The sequence below is a fragment of the Cupriavidus sp. OTU4054 genome, assembly GCF_038440175.1.
GTDB classification, from domain to species: domain Bacteria; phylum Pseudomonadota; class Gammaproteobacteria; order Burkholderiales; family Burkholderiaceae; genus Cupriavidus; species Cupriavidus pauculus_D.
In genome coordinates this window covers 93,212-109,009 of the sequence record NZ_JASATF010000003.1, presented here as the reverse complement: position 1 = coordinate 109,009, position 15,798 = coordinate 93,212, and the positions used below count along the sequence as shown (strand labels likewise).

Sequence of the window (15,798 nt, the reverse complement as noted above, 5' to 3'; positions counted from 1 at the left end):
TCCCCCCAGAGCGAGCGGGAGCGCATTGGTATTGGGAGAGAGCGATGGACAAGCAGACTGTGAGTCCCCGCCGCTTTGTCGAACTGCTGAACGAGCGGCTGACCATGCATCCGCTGTACCGCGAAGGCATGCATGTGTACGCCATTCCGGCCCACGCCGAGCATCCGCGCGGCCTGGTTTGCGTTGGCCCGCGTGGCACCGAAGGCATTTGCGCGACGATCGAGAACATCGTGCGTGGCGAGTGCGACGTGGTGCCCGATATTTCGCAGGACTGGCCGCCACGGGTCCCTGGCCCGCGTCATCACTCGGCCCCGGCGCCCTGAGGGGCGCCGCTTTCCCCTTCTCTTCCCCCTTCTCTTTCCTTCCCCTGCGTCCGCTTTTCCCTCGGCTTCGGCAATTGCTACACGGTGCGCACCTCGGCTGCGTACCGCGCGCACCATCGTTACAATGACACCCGCATGCAAAGCGGGAGAACCGATGAGAAGGATTGCAGAGGACGGGATTGTACAGGACGGAGTCGCCAGTCTCCCGGACACCCACGGAAACCCCCATGGGGAAGCCACTGCCGAGGCGCGCGCCGCCGCCGTCGCCGCGACCATCGCGCGCAAGGCCATCGATCAGGCCGACCATGCGATGCGCAACTGGACCGACCCGACGCCGGGCCCGATCCGCATCGGATCTCCCGAGCATCTGCGCCTGTTCAGCAACATGCTGCTCCAGACCCACAACCCCTACAAACCCGCCGTCATCGACTGGCCGAAGCTGGCGCCCGACGCCCTGCGCCGCGTGACGTCGCTGCCGATCTGGGATATCGCCGTGCAGACCGAAGGCCGCGCGTCCGTGCGCGTGCATGCGTTTGCCGGGACCGTGCGCGATCCGCTGCTGCGCAGTGCGCTGGAGATGGATGGCGACGAGGAAGCGCGCCACAAGGTCGTGCTGTCGAAGCTGGTCGAGGCCTATGGCATCCCGCTGGAGCCGGAGCCCGAATATCCGGTGCCCGCGGATCCCGAATGGGGCTGGCTGGCCACGGGCTACAGCGAGTGCATCGACAGCTTTGCCGCGTTCGGCCTGTTCGCCGCGGCCAAGCAGTCGGGGTTCTTCCCCGCGGAACTGGTCGAGACGTTCGAGCCTGTGATCCAGGAAGAAGGCCGTCATATCCTGTTCTTCGTGAACTGGGCCGCCTGGTACCGGCGCAGCCTGCCCTGGTGGCGCCGCCCGTTCTATACGCTCAAGGTGTGGCGGGTCTGGATCCACCTGATCCGCGAGCGCATCGGCATCGCCAAGGGCATCGATACGGGCGACAGCGTCCAGGACGCCAACTTCCCGATGAACGCGTCGGGCGCGTTGACGGAGTCGCTGACGCCCGGCGCGCTGATCGACCTGTGCCTCGTCGAGAACGAGCGGCGCATGGCAGGGTATGATGCGCGCCTGCTGCGGCCCGACTTCGTGCCGCGCATCGCACGACTCGTACGCCGTTTCGTGAAGTAAGTCCCTGCCCCTGCCCTGATAACGAGATGATGTTTGCCCTGTCCCTGCTGACACTGGTGATCTGGTGCGTGCTGGTGTTCGCGCGCGCGGGATTCTGGCGTGTGTCCAAGCCCGCGCCGTCGCCACGCCCCGCAACCTGGCCGCCCGTGGTCACGGTGATTCCCGCCCGCAACGAGGCCGACGTGATCGGCCGAGCCGTTGGCGGCGTGCTGGGCCAGCGCTATCCGGGACCGCTGCACCTCGTCGTCGTGGACGACCACAGCACCGACGGGACCGCCGATATCGCGCGCGCGGCCGCGGTCACGCTGGGCCGGGCCGATGCGCTGACCGTCATCGGCGCACGGGACCTGCCCGCGGGCTGGAGCGGCAAGGTCTGGGCCCAGTCCGAAGGGCTGGCCGCCGCCGACAAGGCGATGCCGGACGCGGCTTTCGTCTTTCTGACCGATGCCGATATCTGGCACGGCCCGAATGTGGTGAGCGATCTGGTCGCGCGCGCTATCGACGAACGCCGCGACCTGACCTCGCTGATGGTACGCCTGCGCTGCGAATCATGGTGGGAACGCATGATCGTGCCGGCATTTGTCTTCTACTTCGCCAAACTTTATCCGTTCCGCAAAGTTGCCGACGTGAACAGCAACGTCGCGGCGGCGGCCGGAGGCTGCATGCTGGCCCGGCGCGACGCGCTCGCACGCATCGGCGGATTCGAGGCCATTCGCGGCGAATTGATCGACGATTGCAGCCTGGCCGCGCAGATCAAGAAAGGCGGCTCGATCCGGCTGGATCTCGCCGACGACAGCCTGTCGCTGCGTCCGTACGACGACTGGTCGAGCCTCTGGAACATGATCGCGCGCAGCGCCTATACGCAGCTGCACTACTCGCCGTGGATGCTGGCCGGGGCGACGGCCGGGATGCTGCTGACCTATATTGCGCCGCCCGTGCTGGCGCTGGGCGGCGGTCCGGCGCTATGGCCGGCCTGGCTCGCGTGGATCCTGATGGCGGCCAGTTATCGGCCGATGCTGCGCGAATACCGCCAGCCGGCCTGGCTGGCGCCGTTGCTGCCCGTGACCGCCCTGTTCTATCTGGGCGCGACGCTCGATTCCGCGCGCCGTTACTGGCTCAAGCGCGGCGGCCAGTGGAAGGGGCGCTCGCAGGCGCCCGTCCGGCCGTGAGCGCATGCCGCGAGCGCGGGCATTCAGCGCTTGTCGAGATACCCCGCCTGCCTGAACCAGGCCAGCGCATCGCGCAGCCCGTCCTGATACGGACGCGGCGCGTAGCCGAGTTCGCGCATGGCCTTGGCCGACGTGAAGAACATCCGGTAACGGGACATCTTCAGCGCGTCCACGGTCACGAACGGCTCCTTGCCCGTGAAGCGGGCGATGGTTTCGGCCACGCGGGCAATCGGATACAGCGGCCACCGCGGCAGCTCGATGGTCGGCGCGCGCCGGTTGGACATGCCCGCGATATCGCGCAGCATCTGGCGCAGCAGCACGTCCTCGCCGCCGAGGATGTAGCGCTCGCCGATGCGGCCGCGCTCGAGCGCCTGGAAGTGGCCCGTGGCCACGTCGTCGACATGGACGAGGTTCAGGCCCGTATCGACGAACGCCGGGATCTTGCCGGTGGCGGCCTCGACGATCACGCGGCCTGTCGGCGTCGGCTTGACGTCGCGCGGACCGATCGGCGTGGACGGATTGACGATCACGGCGGGCAAACCTTCGGCTATCATGCGCTCCACTTCACGTTCGGCCACGACCTTGCTGCGCTTGTACGCGCCGATGGCCTCGTCCGCAGCCAGCGGCGCGGTCTCGTCCACGGGCGCCGTGGCGCCGGCCACGCGCAGGGTCGCCACGCTGCTCGTGTAGACGATGCGTTCGACGCCGGCGGTGCGGGCGGCTTCCATGACGTTGACCGTGCCGATGCGGTTGTTGCGCACGATCTCCTCGGGATCCGGCGCCCACAGGCGGTAATCGGCGGCGACGTGGAACAGGTATCGCACGCCGTCCATCGCGCGGGTCATGGACGCGGCGTCGCGCAGGTCGCCCTCGACCAGTTCGACGGGCAGGCCCTCGACGTTGGTGCGCGGGCTCGAGGCGCGTACGAGCACGCGCACCCGGAATCCGCGGTCAAGTGCCTGACGCATCACAGAAGAGCCCAAAAAACCGGAGGCGCCGGTCACCAGAATCGAATCGCTAATTTCAGTTCCCCTGTCATCAAAATGCCCTGCAAATACGTTGGCCCATACCAACGTATCGAACAAGAAAATCGGCACCGGTATATAGTAACCACCGTGCGTCGGAAAAGTGATGCAGAAATACCAATTAGATGATGAAAAATCGTACAAGAGTCGGGGGGCCGTCTCTATGCAGGTGATCCTTGCCCAGCCCAGGGGCTTCTGTGCCGGAGTCGTGCGCGCGATCGAGATTGTCGACCGTGCGCTGATCAAGCACGGCTCCCCTGTTTACGTTCGCCACGAGATTGTCCACAACAAGCATGTGGTCGAAACCCTGAAGAAAAAGGGTGCGCGATTCGTGGAAGAGCTGGATGAGGTCCCCGGCGGCGCCGTGACGATATTCAGCGCTCATGGCGTGGCGCGGACCGTCGTGGCGGAAGCGCGCGAGCGCGAGCTGCATGCGATCGATGCCACCTGCCCCCTCGTGATCAAGGTCCATACGCAAGGCCGCCAGTACGCGGCGGCCGGCCGCATCGTGATTCTTATCGGTCATGCCGGCCACCCCGAGGTGGAAGGCACGATGGGCCAGATTCCGGGCAACGTGATCCTGGTGCAGAACGAGGCGGAAGTCGGAACGCTCGACATTCCCGCGGATGCGCCCGTGGCCTACGTCACGCAGACCACGCTGTCCGTGGACGACACCCGTCATATCATCGCCGCGCTGCATCGGCGCTTCACCAACCTGGTGGGGCCCGATACGCGCGATATCTGCTATGCCACGCAGAACCGCCAGAGTGCGGTGCGAGAATTGTCCGCGCATGTGGACGTGATACTGGTGATTGGCGCCACCAACAGTTCCAACTCCAACCGTCTGCGTGAAATCGGTGCCGAAAGCGGCGTGCCGAGCTATCTGATCGCCGACGGCAGCGAACTCGATCCCGCGTGGGTGCGTGACGCCCGCGTGATCGGCATTACCGCCGGGGCGTCCGCGCCCGAGGAGATGGTGGAAGACGTCATCGCGGCACTGCGCCGCCTCGGGCCGGTCGAAGTATCGACCATGACAGGCCGCGAGGAGCATGCCGAATTCCGCCTGCCGGCCGAACTGGCCGACCCGAAGCTGGCCGCAAGGACGGCCAGAGACACCGAAGACGACAGCGACGCTCAGCTAGCCGACACCCGGCAAGCCGAAGCGCAAGCCTGAATACCACAGAAGGAAGCACCTTGGCCATTCCGTTCCTGCAGGTCGCCCGCGTGGGCGCCTACATTGCACGCAAGCATCTGTCCGGTCAGAAGCGTTACCCGCTCGCCCTGATGCTCGAGCCCCTGTTCCGCTGCAACCTCGCCTGCTCGGGCTGCGGCAAGATCGACTATCCGGACCCCATCCTGAACCAGCGCCTGTCCGTGGCGGAATGCCTCGAGGCAGTCGATGAGTGCGGCGCCCCCGTCGTCTCGATCGCCGGCGGCGAGCCGCTGCTCCATCGCGACATGCCCGAGATCGTCCAGGGCATCATCGCGCGCAAGCGCTTCGTGTACCTGTGCACGAACGCGCTGCTGATGGAAAAGAAGATGGACGACTACAAGCCGAGCCCGTACTTCGTCTGGTCAGTCCACCTCGACGGCGACCGCGAGATGCACGATCACTCGGTGAACCAGGAAGGCGTGTACGACCGCTGCGTCTCCGCGATCGCCGAAGCCAAGAAGCGTGGCTTCCGCGTGAACATCAACTGCACGCTGTTCAACGACGCCAAGCCGGACCGCGTGGCGAAGTTCTTCGACACCGTGAAGGAAATGGGCGTCGATGGCATCACCGTGTCGCCGGGCTACGCCTACGAGCGCGCGCCGGATCAGCAGCACTTCCTGAACCGCGGCAAGACCCGCCAGCTGTTCCGCGACATTCTGTCGCGCGGCAATGCCGGCAAGAACTGGGCATTCAGCCAGTCGACGATGTTCCTCGACTTCCTGGCCGGCAACCAGACCTACCATTGCACGCCGTGGGGCAACCCGGCGCGTACGGTGTTCGGCTGGCAGCGTCCGTGCTATCTGGTCGGCGAAGGTTACGTGAAGACCTTCAAGGAACTGATGGAAGAGACCGACTGGGACGCCTACGGTACCGGCAACTACGAAAAGTGCGCGGACTGCATGGTCCACAGCGGCTACGAAGCGACGGCCGTGGCCGACACCTTCGCCCATCCGCTGAAGGCACTGGGCGTGACCCTGCGCGGCGTGAAGACTTCGGGCCCGATGGCCCCGGACATCAACCTCGACAAGCAACGCCCGGCCGACTACGTGTTCTCGCGCCACGTCGAGATCAAGCTCGCCGAGATCGGCGGCCTGCAGAAGAAGCCCAAGGCAGGCAACGCCGCCAAGGATGCCGCCACGGTGCACTAAGCCCGTACGGCGTATCCCGCGCAAACAAGAACGGCTGCGAGCGATCGCAGCCGTTTTTGTTTTGCCCCGACGCGTGATGCTCCCGTGGTGCGTTAGCCGATCTGGTATTTCTCCCGGACCAGATGGCCGATGCCGAGGCGGTCGAGGATGGGCATGGGGCACAGGATCGTGACGCGGACCGTGCCGGGCAAGCGGCTGATTTCGATCGAGCCGTTGATCGTCGCGCGGTTCAGCACTTCGTCGTAGGGCAGGCCCGTGACGTCTGCCGCGCGCTGCAGACCGTTCTTTGTGGCGGCGTTCAGGTCCACGCCGCTGCCGATAAACGTGATGGGCCCGCTTTGCTCGATCTCGCGCTGGCCCCAGCGTTCGCCCAGCTCGGCGACCTTTTGCCGCTGGGCGGCGGTCATCGGGCGGGCCATCGGGGGCAGGTCGTCAAGGTTCTGTAACAGGATCGGGCCGTCGATCGTCAGGTGCTTGATGACCTCGACCGTCAGCTCGGTTTCGCCCGACACGTCGGTGGCATGGCCCGCGATTTCGCCGTTGCCCTGCTGCGCGTGCATATCGCCCATATACACGCCGGCGCCGGGCACCTTGACCGGGCAGATCAGGATGCAGCCTTCGCGCACCGAGTTCGTGTCCATATGGCCGTCGGTCTTGGCCGCATGCAGTTGTGCCTCGGTCATGCCGAAGCGGTGCGGCGCGCCGATCAGGTGCTGGCCGAAGTCCGCGCAGTTGTGCGAGTCCGGCAGGTCGCGCGACGGCGTGGTGCCGATATTGCCGAGGAACGGGCGCATCGGTGCGGCCACGCCCGGGATGTCCGCGCGCGCCAGGGAGAGGATCGAGTGCTGCGCCGCATGGTCGGGCAGCGCGGACATCTCCGATGCCTTGCCGGCAAGACGGTCCGCGACCTGCTGGTTGACCGTGAGGCTGACCTCGTTCTCCGCATCGAACACGATCACGTAGCCGTGGCTGAAGCGGAACGCGCTGACTTCCGCGCCGCAGTGATTGCAGCGGATCGCGTCCTCGCCGATGCCCTCGACATGCGATGCCGGATGCTCGGTGCCGCAGTGGCCGCAGAACTTGGCGACGAACGGATCGCCGTTGTAGCGGCCTTCGACGAAGCGCATGACGCCGGACGACGTCGCGGCCGACGTGACACGCATGCGCCGGATATCGAGCGCGACCGCATCGCCGACCTCGGCACCGGCGACGTACACGGGCTGCGTGACCTCGTGTCCGCCTTCGAACGCGGGCGTGATCATCGGACCCCAGCAGCCCGGCGGCGTGCCGGTGACAAGCGTGCCGCCATCGGCCAGCGGGCCCAGCATCGGCTGGCTCGGCCCGATGATGCCGCTGGTGTAGGTGTCCACGCGAAGGTAATCGACCGCCTCGGTCGTGGGTTGCGATGTCGTGCTCATGAAAGTCTCCTTGTGTGGGGGAAAAGCTCGAGGTGAGTCAGGTGCGCCATTTGCCTTGCCGCATGCATTGCAGCGCGGCTTCCACCCACGCGGATGGGTCGTTCTGTGGCAGCGTGTCGATGGCGAAGGCCGGACGGCCGTGCGCGGGTGCCTGCGCGATCTTGCGGTCGGCATCCGCCTGGTCGGCATGGCCCGCGTCGTCACCGAACTGGTGGCGCAGGCCCTGCACGGTCACGGCGATAAAGTCGCGGTTGTCGAACGTCCTTGCGGAACGGTCGAACAGATCGTCGTCGTACTGGACGAGTTGATCGCGCCAGACCATGCGCGCGATCGCGCGCCGATGCCGTGCAAGGCCCGCGCGGCCACGTTCGGTCAGCAGATAGAAGCGATACCAGTGGTCCCACTCGGTGCGCGGGGGCTGCGGTGCGCGCAGCGCGGCGCGGTCGGCCACGCGGTCTTCGGACGCTGCGATCAGGCCCACGCAGCGCGTCGGGCGCAACGCGGCGGCGGCGCTGGCCGCGCGGCCGCCTGCGTCGAAGCCCGCGAATACCGCCTCGGGAATATGCAGTGCATCCATCAGGTCGATCACGTCCTGTCCCAGCGCCGCGCGTTCGCCGATGCGGGGCGCGGCGGCGTCGTGGAATCGTGTGGGACCGTGGCCACGCAGGTACGGCACGATGACGCGCGCGCCTTGCGCGGCGAGCCGTGGTGTCACGGCGTCGAACGCGCGGACGTCGTAAGGGAAGCCGTGCAGCAGGATCACGGGGCGGCCGGTCTCGTCCCCGGCGGGTCAGGTATCCGATATCGAGCAGGTCGGTGCGGGCGCGGCGCAGCGGGTGCGTCGGGTTCACGGACATGAGGGCTCCTCTTCCGGCGGTGTGGTGACGATCAGCGCGCTGCCGATCCACCCGGCGAGCCACGCGCCCGCCTGCGCGACACCCGCGTCTTCGCCGAGCCGTTCGGCCAGCATGTCGCAGAGCGCGGCAAAGCTGCCGTCGCGGCGCAACTGCGCCAGCGCCTCGAACTCGAGCATCGATACCTGACGCAGACACGATGTGTAGTCCTGTCGCCAGACCAGCAGCGCCGCGGGTTCGGGCAGCATCTCGGCCTCTGTGGCGTCGTGCCACACACGCTCGGCGTTGGTGGTGACCGCGCGCATGCGCAGGGCCGGCGACAGGCACAGGCGCGCACGGTCCCAGTCGAGTGCGGCCAGATCGGCGGCGTCGAGCGGCGCGGCGTCGGCCGCCACGAACGCCGTGGAGAGCGCATGCTCGATCCACGCGAGTTCCTCGAGGTCGGGGTTGTCGGGGAACAGCGTGGCAAGCGTGTCGCCAAACCCGTCGGCATAGGCATCGAGCGTCCAGGCATGCGGAGGGCGTGCGTCGATATGCGTGATCGCGGTATGGAGGAACGCCGCGTGGCCGAGCCGATCGCGCGTTTTCGGATACGAGGCTTCGAGGCAACCGACCAGTTGCGCGCGATAGTTGTTCTGATACACCGCGAGGCCCGGATGCCCGGCGCCGATCACGCGATCGGCCGCGTCCGGCGATGCATCGACGAGCCACGCGCGAAAGTCGTGCTGGAGTTCGGCGAGCGTCATGCGGCCTCCCGCGGCGAAAAGCGATTGCGCGTCTTCGCGTGCGCAACCTCGGCGCATCCCGCCCTCTGCGCGCGATAGTTGTTCCGATACACCGCGAGGCCCGGATGCCCGGCGCCGATCACGCGATCGGCCGCGTCCGGCGATGCATCGACGAGCCACGCGCGGAAGTCGTGCTGGAGTTCGGCGAGCGTCATGCGGCCTCCTGCATGTCGGACGTGGCGTGCGGGCGGCCGGGCATGCTGGCGTGCATGCGGGCCAGCGCGAGCTCGTCGAGCAGCGTCCCCAGCGGCGGCACCTCCGCATCGCGCTCGATCATCGTCGCCACCGGCCCGACCAGCGACATGGCCCGCGCATAGAGCGCCCACACATCGGCGCACACGGGCGCATCGTGCGTGTCGATCAGCAGGTCCTTGCCGACGCTGTGTCCGGCCAGATGGATCTGCCGCACGCGCCCGGCGGGCACGCCGGCGAGATACGCCTGCGCATCGAAGCCATGGTTGGCCGCGCTGACGTAGATATTGTTGACGTCGAGCAGCAGGTCGCAGCCCGTCCGCCGGCACATCTCCGCCAGAAACTCCCATTCGGTCATGGCCGCGCCCGGAAACGCGATATAGCTCGACGGATTCTCGAACAGCATCGCGCGGCCGAGCGCATCCTGTGCCTGGGCGATGTTCGCGCACACGACACCGAGTGCCTCCTCCGTGTAAGGCACGGGCAGCAGGTCGTGCGACTGAAACCCGTCGATGCGCGTCCAGCACAGATGGTCGGACACGAACAGCGGCTCGACCTCGTCCACCAGCGCGCGCAGGCGGCGCAGGTAGTCGCGATCGAGCCCGTCCGCCGAGCCGATCGACATCGACACGCCATGCAACGCCACCGGATGGCGCGCGCGCACCTGCCGCAGGATATGGCGAGGCTGCCCGCCCTCGACCATGAAGTTCTCGGAGATGACCTCGACGAAGTCGACCGGAACCTCGCCGTCGAGGAAATCGCGATAGTGCTCCTTGCGCAGGCCGAGGCCAAAGCCGGAGAACGCGGTATTGGGAAGTGGCATGTCGATGGCCTCAGCGAAGATCCGGCGCGCGCCGCCACAGCATTGCATCGAGCGACCACCGTCCGCCGCCCCGCGCGATCAGCGGCAACAGCAGCCCGGCCCAGCTCAGATGCGTGGCCCATGCGTCGGGATAGACGAAGATCTCGATCACGGCGGTCATGCCGAGCAGCGCCAGCGCGGCCGGCCGCGTGAACAGCCCCAGCACGAGCAGGATCGGGAACAGATGCTCCGACACGGTCGCCAGCTGCGCCGCGAGATCGGGCGGGATCAGCGGCAGCGCGTACTCGGCGCGAAACAGCTCGTACGTGGTGTCCTTGATCGTCAGCAGGCCTTCCACCTTGGTCCGGCCCGAAAGAAAGAACACCGACGCGATGCCCAGCCGCGCCACCAGCAACAGCAGCGCGGACGGCAGGATGCGGTCGGCCCAGCGGTTCATCGCTTGACCGGCGTGAGCGAACCCGGGCCCTTGGGCGTCTTGATCTCGGTGCAGGTGCCCTTCTCGACGAGCTTCCAGGCATCGCCCTGGTAATCGCGTTTGGACGTGGCCGCGCACGTGGTCCCGGCGCCGGCGGCACAGTCGTTCTGTCCCGCGAGGGCCACGCCATAACACTTCTCGGTGGCTTTCTTGCCCTCGGCGTGGGCGATGTTGGCGAGTGCGGCGATCGAGACCGCGAGGGAAGCCGCGAGGGCGGCGCGCTTGTTAGGCATGGGTTCTCCCGATGTGAGGTTGAGGGTCAACCTGGCGGGAGAACAACGAGGAGAGTGTCGGACGATTCGCGCGCTCCCGTCAGGTGACGGGAGTTATAGCGGGGGAGGAAACGCGCTGTGTTTCGCCGTGTGTCCGGTATCGGCGGCGATACAAAACGTTTAAAAAAAACTCGCCGGGACAGGTCGCTGCGCCGCTACCGATACAAACCCGGATACAAACGCGGCGGCGATCCCACCATAGTCGGGACTGCCCCGACGAATGACAGGACCGCCGCGGCCCTCAGGCGGCGCCGCGTGCGTTATGGTTGGTGAGGTACTTGACGAGTCCGTCCACGCCGTCGCGCGCGACGATATCGGAGAACTGCTTGCGATAGACCTCGATGAGCCAGGCGCCCATCATATTGATGTCGTAGATCTTCCAGCCGTCGGCGGTTTTCGTCAGACGGTAGTCGATCAGCATTTCGTCGCCGTTGTTCAGCACGCGCGTGCCGACGACCGCGTCGTTGGCATTGCTGCCGGCCTGCGGCGGCTGGTAGCGGAACTTGGGATTCTGGTCGCGGAGCTGCGACAGCGAGACCGCATAGCTACGCACGAGCAACTGGGTGAACTGTTCCTGCAGCGTCTTCTGCTGCTCGGGCGTCGCGGTCTTCCACGCGGTGCCGACGGCGAGGCGGGTGGTCCGCCCGAAGTCCGTGTACGGCAGGAACTGCTTCTGCACGACGGCCGTGATCTTGGACAGATCGCCGCTGCGGGTGTCGGGGTTGGACTGAATCTGGGAAATCACGCCCTCGACGGCCGCGCGCACGAGGCGGTCCGGCGCGGCCTTGGTATCGACGGCCTGCGCGTGGGCGACGGAAACCACCATGACGGCGGCGATGGGAGCCACGATGGGAGCGAGTGCGACGGGATGGAAACCGGAGAGCTTCATGGGCGACTAAGTACGAGTAAGAAACGTACAGGTTCGAAACGAAACACCGAACTTAGTTCGACCTCGTTCGAATCCAGTTGAATCAGGCAGTAACAAAAAAAGACTGATCGGAAGGCAAACCAGTATATAGCGGATCGGCGGCGCGCCAACAGGGTGATCCATACCCCACCCGCAGGTGACGTCAGCGGCAACCGCTATACTCCGGGCTGCCGCACGCGCATCGTCGTGCCACGCCATACGGCCGCACCCAAACCGACCCCCAATGCTGAGACCGCTGCTTATCCGTACCGTCAAGTTCGCTACCCGTCACGCCTGGGGCGTGCTCGCGGTATCGCTGCTGCTCACCGCCGCAAGCGGCGTCTACGTGGCGCGCAACTTCGCGATCAATACCGATATCAGTCGCCTGCTTGAATCGGACGCACCGTGGGCCACCAACGACAAGGCCATCAGTGCGGCATTTCCGCAACGGGACAACCTGATCCTTGCGGTCGTGCAGGCCCCGGCCAAGGAACTGGCCGACGCCGCCGCCAACGAACTCGCGATCAAGCTGCGCGAGCAGACCAAGCGCTTCCATGCCGTGGGCCAGCCCGGCGGCGGCCCGTTCTTCGAGCACAACGGTCTGCTGTTCGCCGATACCGCCACCGTGCAGGACATGGGCGGCAAGCTGACGCAGGCGCGCCCGCTGCTGAACAACCTCGCGCACGATCCCACGCTGCGCGGCCTGTCCGATCTGCTGACGACCACGCTCGCGCTGCCGCTGCAACTGGGGCAGGTCAAGCTGTCCGATATGGAGAAGCTGCTCGGCGAGAGCGCGAAGACCGTGGACGGCGTGCTCGAGAAGAAGCCGGCCGCGCTGTCATGGGCGGGGCTCGTCGATGACGAACTCAAGCCCGACGCGCAGGGCCGCGCATTCAGCTTCATCACGGTCTCGCCGGTGCTGAACTTCAGCGACCTCAAGGCCGGTTCGGCGGCGAGCAACGCGATCCGCGCGGCCGCCGTGGACCTCAAGCTGGCCGAGCGCTACAACGCGCAGGTGCGCCTGACGGGTTCGCAGCCGCTGGCCGACGACGAGTTCGCGTCCGTGAGCGAGGGCGCGGAACTCAACGGCATCCTGACGCTGATCGTCGTCATCGGCATTCTCTGGATGGCGCTGCGCTCGGGCCGCCTGATCGTGGCCGTGCTGACGAGCCTGATCTGCGGCCTGCTGATCACGGCGGCGCTGGGCCTGGCCATGGTCGGCGCGCTGAACATGATCTCGGTCGCGTTCGCGGTGCTGTTCGTGGGCCTCGGCGTGGACTTCGGCATCCAATATGGCGTGCGCTACCGGGCCGAACGCTGCGAGCACGGCGACCTGTCGCTGTCGCTCGAACTGGCTGCGCGCGACGTCGCCACGCCGCTCACGCTGGCCGCGGCCGCCACGGCGGCGGCCTTCTTCTGCTTCCTGCCCACCGACTATCGCGGCGTGGCCGAGCTCGGCAAGATCGCGGGCGTGGGCATGATCGTGGCGTTCACCACCACGTTCACGATGCTGCCGGCGCTGATCCGCGTGCTGCGCCCCACGGGCGAGCGCGAGGCGCCGGGCTTTGCCTGGCTTGCGCCGGCCGACGCGTTCTTCGAACGGCATCGCAAGTCGGTATTGCTGGCCACCGGCGCGATCATCGTGGCCGGCATTCCGCTGCTGATGCATCTGCGCTTCGATTTCGATCCGCTGCACCTGAAGGATCCGAACTCGGAGTCGATGTCCACGCTGCTCGCGCTCAAGGATTCCCCGCAGGCCGGCACGGACAACGTGAGCGTGCTGGCGCCCACGCTGCCCGCCGCGCAGGCTATCGCCGCCAGGCTGGCCGCGTTGCCCGAAGTCTCGCGCGTGGTCACGCTCAATACCTTTATCCCGCCCGAGCAGGGGCCCAAGCTGGCCGCCATCGCCGATATGTCGAAGTCGCTGATGCCGGTGCTCACGCAGCAGCCGTCGGCGCCGGCCGACGATGCGCGCCGCGTGGCCTCGTTGAAGAATGCGTCTCGCCAGCTCGCGCTCGCCGCGGAGGATCACCCGGGTCCGGGCGCCGAAGCGGCCGCGCATCTGGGTCGCGCGCTCGGCAAGCTCGCGGCCGCGGACGCGGCCACGCGCGATCGCGCGGAAGCCGCCATCGCCCTCCCGCTTCGGCTTGCACTGGCCAAGCTCCAGCGCGCGCTGTCGCCGTCGCCGGTCACGCGCGAATCGCTGCCGCCGGAGCTCGTGCGCGACTGGCTGGCGCCGGACGGACAGGCGCTGGTCAGCGTCAGCCCGAAGATGCCCGCAGCCGCGCGCAGCGACGAGGATGCCCGCCAGGCAACACTCGACCGCTTTACCGGAGCGGTGTTGCACGTCGCGCCGGGCGCCACGGGCGGACCCATCGCCATCCAGGGTTCGGCCGACACGATCATGACCGCGTTCGCCCACGCGGGCATCTGGGCGGTCATCTCGATCGCTGTACTGCTCTGGATTACCCTGCGCCGTATCGGGGACGTGCTGCGCACGCTGATCCCGCTGCTGGTCTCGGCGATCGTCACGCTGGAGCTCTGCGCCGCTTTCGGTATTGCACTGAATTTTGCAAATATCATTGCGCTGCCGCTACTGCTCGGCATCGGCGTCGCGTTCAAGATCTACTATGTGATCGCATGGCGCCACGGCAAGACCAAGCTGCTGCAGTCGAGCCTGACGCATGCGGTGCTCTATAGCGCCGCGACCACGGCCACGGCGTTCGGCAGCCTCTGGTTCTCGCACCATCCCGGTACCGCGAGCATGGGCGAGCTGCTGGCGCTGGCGCTGGTCTGCACGCTCGCGGGTGCGGTGTTTTTTCAGCCGATATTGATGGGGCGGCCCCGTCGGCGCATGGCGACGGACCCGCAGGGTCCCTCCATGCCGCCTGTCATGGTGGCTACACAACTGGCAAAATCGGCCGATAGTTCTCAAAGGCCCGACCAAGGCAATACCCGGCGATAGTTCGCTACCGCCGTTCGCAGCGATCATTCCCGCGCAGGAACCGTGTGTTGCCGCACCCGCATCATGCCGTTGATGTGTGCGCACGCTTGATTCTTGCGCACCGGCACCCCATAACAAAAAAATCACCGATCCTCGTGTACTCCATGCCCGCCCGTCTCGCATCCTTTCCCACCACCTCCCGTCCGCTGGCTGCCGCCGCGCTGACGGCCGCCGCGCTCCTCGCATCCGGCTGTGCCTCCGGCCCACAGGCCAACAAGGACGATCCGCTCGAACCGATGAACCGCGTCGTCTTCAAGGTCAACGACACCGTGGACCAGTACGTCGCGGTGCCGATCGCGAAGGGCTACCAGAAGGTGACACCGGAACCGGCGCGCACGGCGGTGACGAATTTCTTCTCGAACCTCGCGGATGTCGGCAACTTTGCCAACAATGTGCTGCAGGGCAAGGGCGTGGAAGCCGCGGAAACGCTGATGCGCGTAGCCATCAACTCGGTGCTCGGCATCGGCGGCCTGATCGATATCGCGACGCCGGCGGGCCTGAGCAAGCATTCGCAGGACTTCGGCCTGACGCTCGGCGTGTGGGGCGTGCCCTCGGGTCCGTACCTCGTGCTGCCGCTGTTCGGTCCGAGCTCGTTCCGCGATGGCGTCGGCCTTGGCGCGAGCTTCTATCTCGATCCCGCGCACTATCTGGACCCGGCGTGGCGTAACTCGCTGTTCGGCGTGAACGTGGTGAGCACCCGCGCGAACCTGCTGGGTGCTACCGACCTGCTCTCGCAGGCGGCGCTCGACAAGTATGCGTTCGTGCGCGATGCCTACAGGCAGCGGCGCCAGTACCTGATCGAAAGCGGCAGTGGCAAGCTGCCCGCGTACGAGGACGAGGACGACGACGCGGCGCCCGCCGCGGGCGCGTTCGGCGGTGCGCCGGGCGCGGCGTCCGCACCGGCGGCGCCGGCCCCGGTGAAGTCGACGACCACGCCCGCGGATTCCTCGGAAACGCCCAGGCAGTAACGACGAAAAAGGTCCCGACAGCACGACGGGAGAACGCTGTCGGGACCGCAAAGCAGC

General features: G+C 66.9%; 16 protein-coding genes. 7 read left to right on the top strand and 9 right to left on the bottom strand.

Features of this window, described 5'->3' with window-relative positions:
- The first annotated feature begins 44 nt into the window (after nucleotides 1-44).
- The 3 genes from AAHB16_RS05340 (at nucleotide 45) to AAHB16_RS05330 (ending at nucleotide 2,657) form a co-directional block, all read left to right on the top strand.
- Complete coding sequence (locus AAHB16_RS05340; protein ID WP_150376753.1) at nucleotides 45-323, top strand: hypothetical protein; 279 nt, start codon at nucleotides 45-47, stop codon at nucleotides 321-323.
- A 154-nt stretch (nucleotides 324-477) separates the two neighbouring features.
- Nucleotides 478-1,488: a ferritin-like domain-containing protein gene (locus AAHB16_RS05335; RefSeq protein WP_342050297.1), complete on the top strand. Its 1,011-nt coding sequence runs from the start codon at nucleotides 478-480 to the stop codon at nucleotides 1,486-1,488.
- A 26-nt stretch (nucleotides 1,489-1,514) separates the two neighbouring features.
- Nucleotides 1,515-2,657 carry a glycosyltransferase gene (locus AAHB16_RS05330; RefSeq protein WP_150376751.1) on the top strand — a complete coding sequence of 381 codons (1,143 nt, stop codon included), beginning with the start codon at nucleotides 1,515-1,517 and terminating at the stop codon, nucleotides 2,655-2,657.
- Nucleotides 2,658-2,680: 23 nt separating this feature from the next.
- On the opposite strand, the gene hpnA is transcribed toward AAHB16_RS05330, so the two are convergent.
- Nucleotides 2,681-3,679, bottom strand: coding sequence for a hopanoid-associated sugar epimerase (gene hpnA, locus AAHB16_RS05325; protein ID WP_342050394.1), 999 nt, complete (start codon nucleotides 3,677-3,679; stop codon nucleotides 2,681-2,683).
- Nucleotides 3,680-3,845: 166 nt separating this feature from the next.
- Between hpnA and ispH the strand changes: the two genes are divergently transcribed.
- Nucleotides 3,846-4,856, top strand: a complete 1,011-nt coding sequence (gene ispH / locus AAHB16_RS05320; protein WP_342050393.1) for a 4-hydroxy-3-methylbut-2-enyl diphosphate reductase — start codon at nucleotides 3,846-3,848, stop codon at nucleotides 4,854-4,856.
- Nucleotides 4,857-4,876: 20 nt separating this feature from the next.
- Complete coding sequence (hpnH, locus tag AAHB16_RS05315) at nucleotides 4,877-6,043, top strand: adenosyl-hopene transferase HpnH (RefSeq protein WP_150376750.1); 1,167 nt, start codon at nucleotides 4,877-4,879, stop codon at nucleotides 6,041-6,043.
- A 92-nt stretch (nucleotides 6,044-6,135) separates the two neighbouring features.
- Here the strand turns inward: hpnH and AAHB16_RS05310 are convergent, their stop codons facing one another.
- The 8 genes from AAHB16_RS05310 to AAHB16_RS05275 form a co-directional block, all read right to left on the bottom strand.
- The gene (locus AAHB16_RS05310) at nucleotides 6,136-7,461 is read right to left on the bottom strand and encodes an acetamidase/formamidase family protein (protein WP_150376749.1); all 1,326 of its coding nucleotides are present in this window, start codon (nucleotides 7,459-7,461) and stop codon (nucleotides 6,136-6,138) included.
- 37 nt (nucleotides 7,462-7,498) lie between these two features.
- A complete protein-coding gene (locus AAHB16_RS05305; RefSeq protein ID WP_342050296.1) occupies nucleotides 7,499-8,224 on the bottom strand; it encodes an alpha/beta fold hydrolase in 726 nt (241 codons plus the stop codon).
- An 84-nt stretch (nucleotides 8,225-8,308) separates the two neighbouring features.
- Nucleotides 8,309-9,061, bottom strand: coding sequence for a DNA-binding domain-containing protein (locus tag AAHB16_RS05300; RefSeq protein WP_342050295.1), 753 nt, complete (start codon nucleotides 9,059-9,061; stop codon nucleotides 8,309-8,311).
- Nucleotides 9,058-9,255: a hypothetical protein gene (locus tag AAHB16_RS05295; RefSeq protein ID WP_342050294.1), complete on the bottom strand. Its 198-nt coding sequence runs from the start codon at nucleotides 9,253-9,255 to the stop codon at nucleotides 9,058-9,060. Before AAHB16_RS05295 ends, AAHB16_RS05300 begins: the two co-directional genes overlap by 4 nt.
- On the bottom strand, nucleotides 9,252-10,115 hold the full coding sequence (gene bufB / locus AAHB16_RS05290) for an MNIO family bufferin maturase (RefSeq protein ID WP_342050293.1): 864 nt from the start codon (nucleotides 10,113-10,115) through the stop codon (nucleotides 9,252-9,254). The genes AAHB16_RS05295 and bufB overlap by 4 nt, the downstream gene beginning before the upstream one ends.
- Nucleotides 10,116-10,125: 10 nt before the next feature.
- On the bottom strand, nucleotides 10,126-10,551 hold the full coding sequence (locus tag AAHB16_RS05285) for a DoxX family protein (protein ID WP_342050292.1): 426 nt from the start codon (nucleotides 10,549-10,551) through the stop codon (nucleotides 10,126-10,128).
- A complete protein-coding gene (gene bufA1 / locus AAHB16_RS05280) occupies nucleotides 10,548-10,823 on the bottom strand; it encodes a BufA1 family periplasmic bufferin-type metallophore (RefSeq protein WP_342050291.1) in 276 nt (91 codons plus the stop codon). Before bufA1 ends, AAHB16_RS05285 begins: the two co-directional genes overlap by 4 nt.
- Before the next feature lie 280 nt (nucleotides 10,824-11,103).
- Nucleotides 11,104-11,751: an MlaC/ttg2D family ABC transporter substrate-binding protein gene (locus tag AAHB16_RS05275; protein WP_150376742.1), complete on the bottom strand. Its 648-nt coding sequence runs from the start codon at nucleotides 11,749-11,751 to the stop codon at nucleotides 11,104-11,106.
- Nucleotides 11,752-12,013: 262 nt separating this feature from the next.
- Here AAHB16_RS05275 and hpnN point away from each other — a divergent pair, with 262 nt between their 5' ends.
- On the top strand, nucleotides 12,014-14,734 hold the full coding sequence (gene hpnN, locus AAHB16_RS05270) for a hopanoid transporter HpnN (protein ID WP_342050290.1): 2,721 nt from the start codon (nucleotides 12,014-12,016) through the stop codon (nucleotides 14,732-14,734).
- Nucleotides 14,735-14,877: 143 nt separating this feature from the next.
- On the top strand, nucleotides 14,878-15,741 hold the full coding sequence (locus AAHB16_RS05265) for an MlaA family lipoprotein (protein ID WP_150376740.1): 864 nt from the start codon (nucleotides 14,878-14,880) through the stop codon (nucleotides 15,739-15,741).
- The last annotated feature ends 57 nt before the right edge of the window (nucleotides 15,742-15,798 follow it).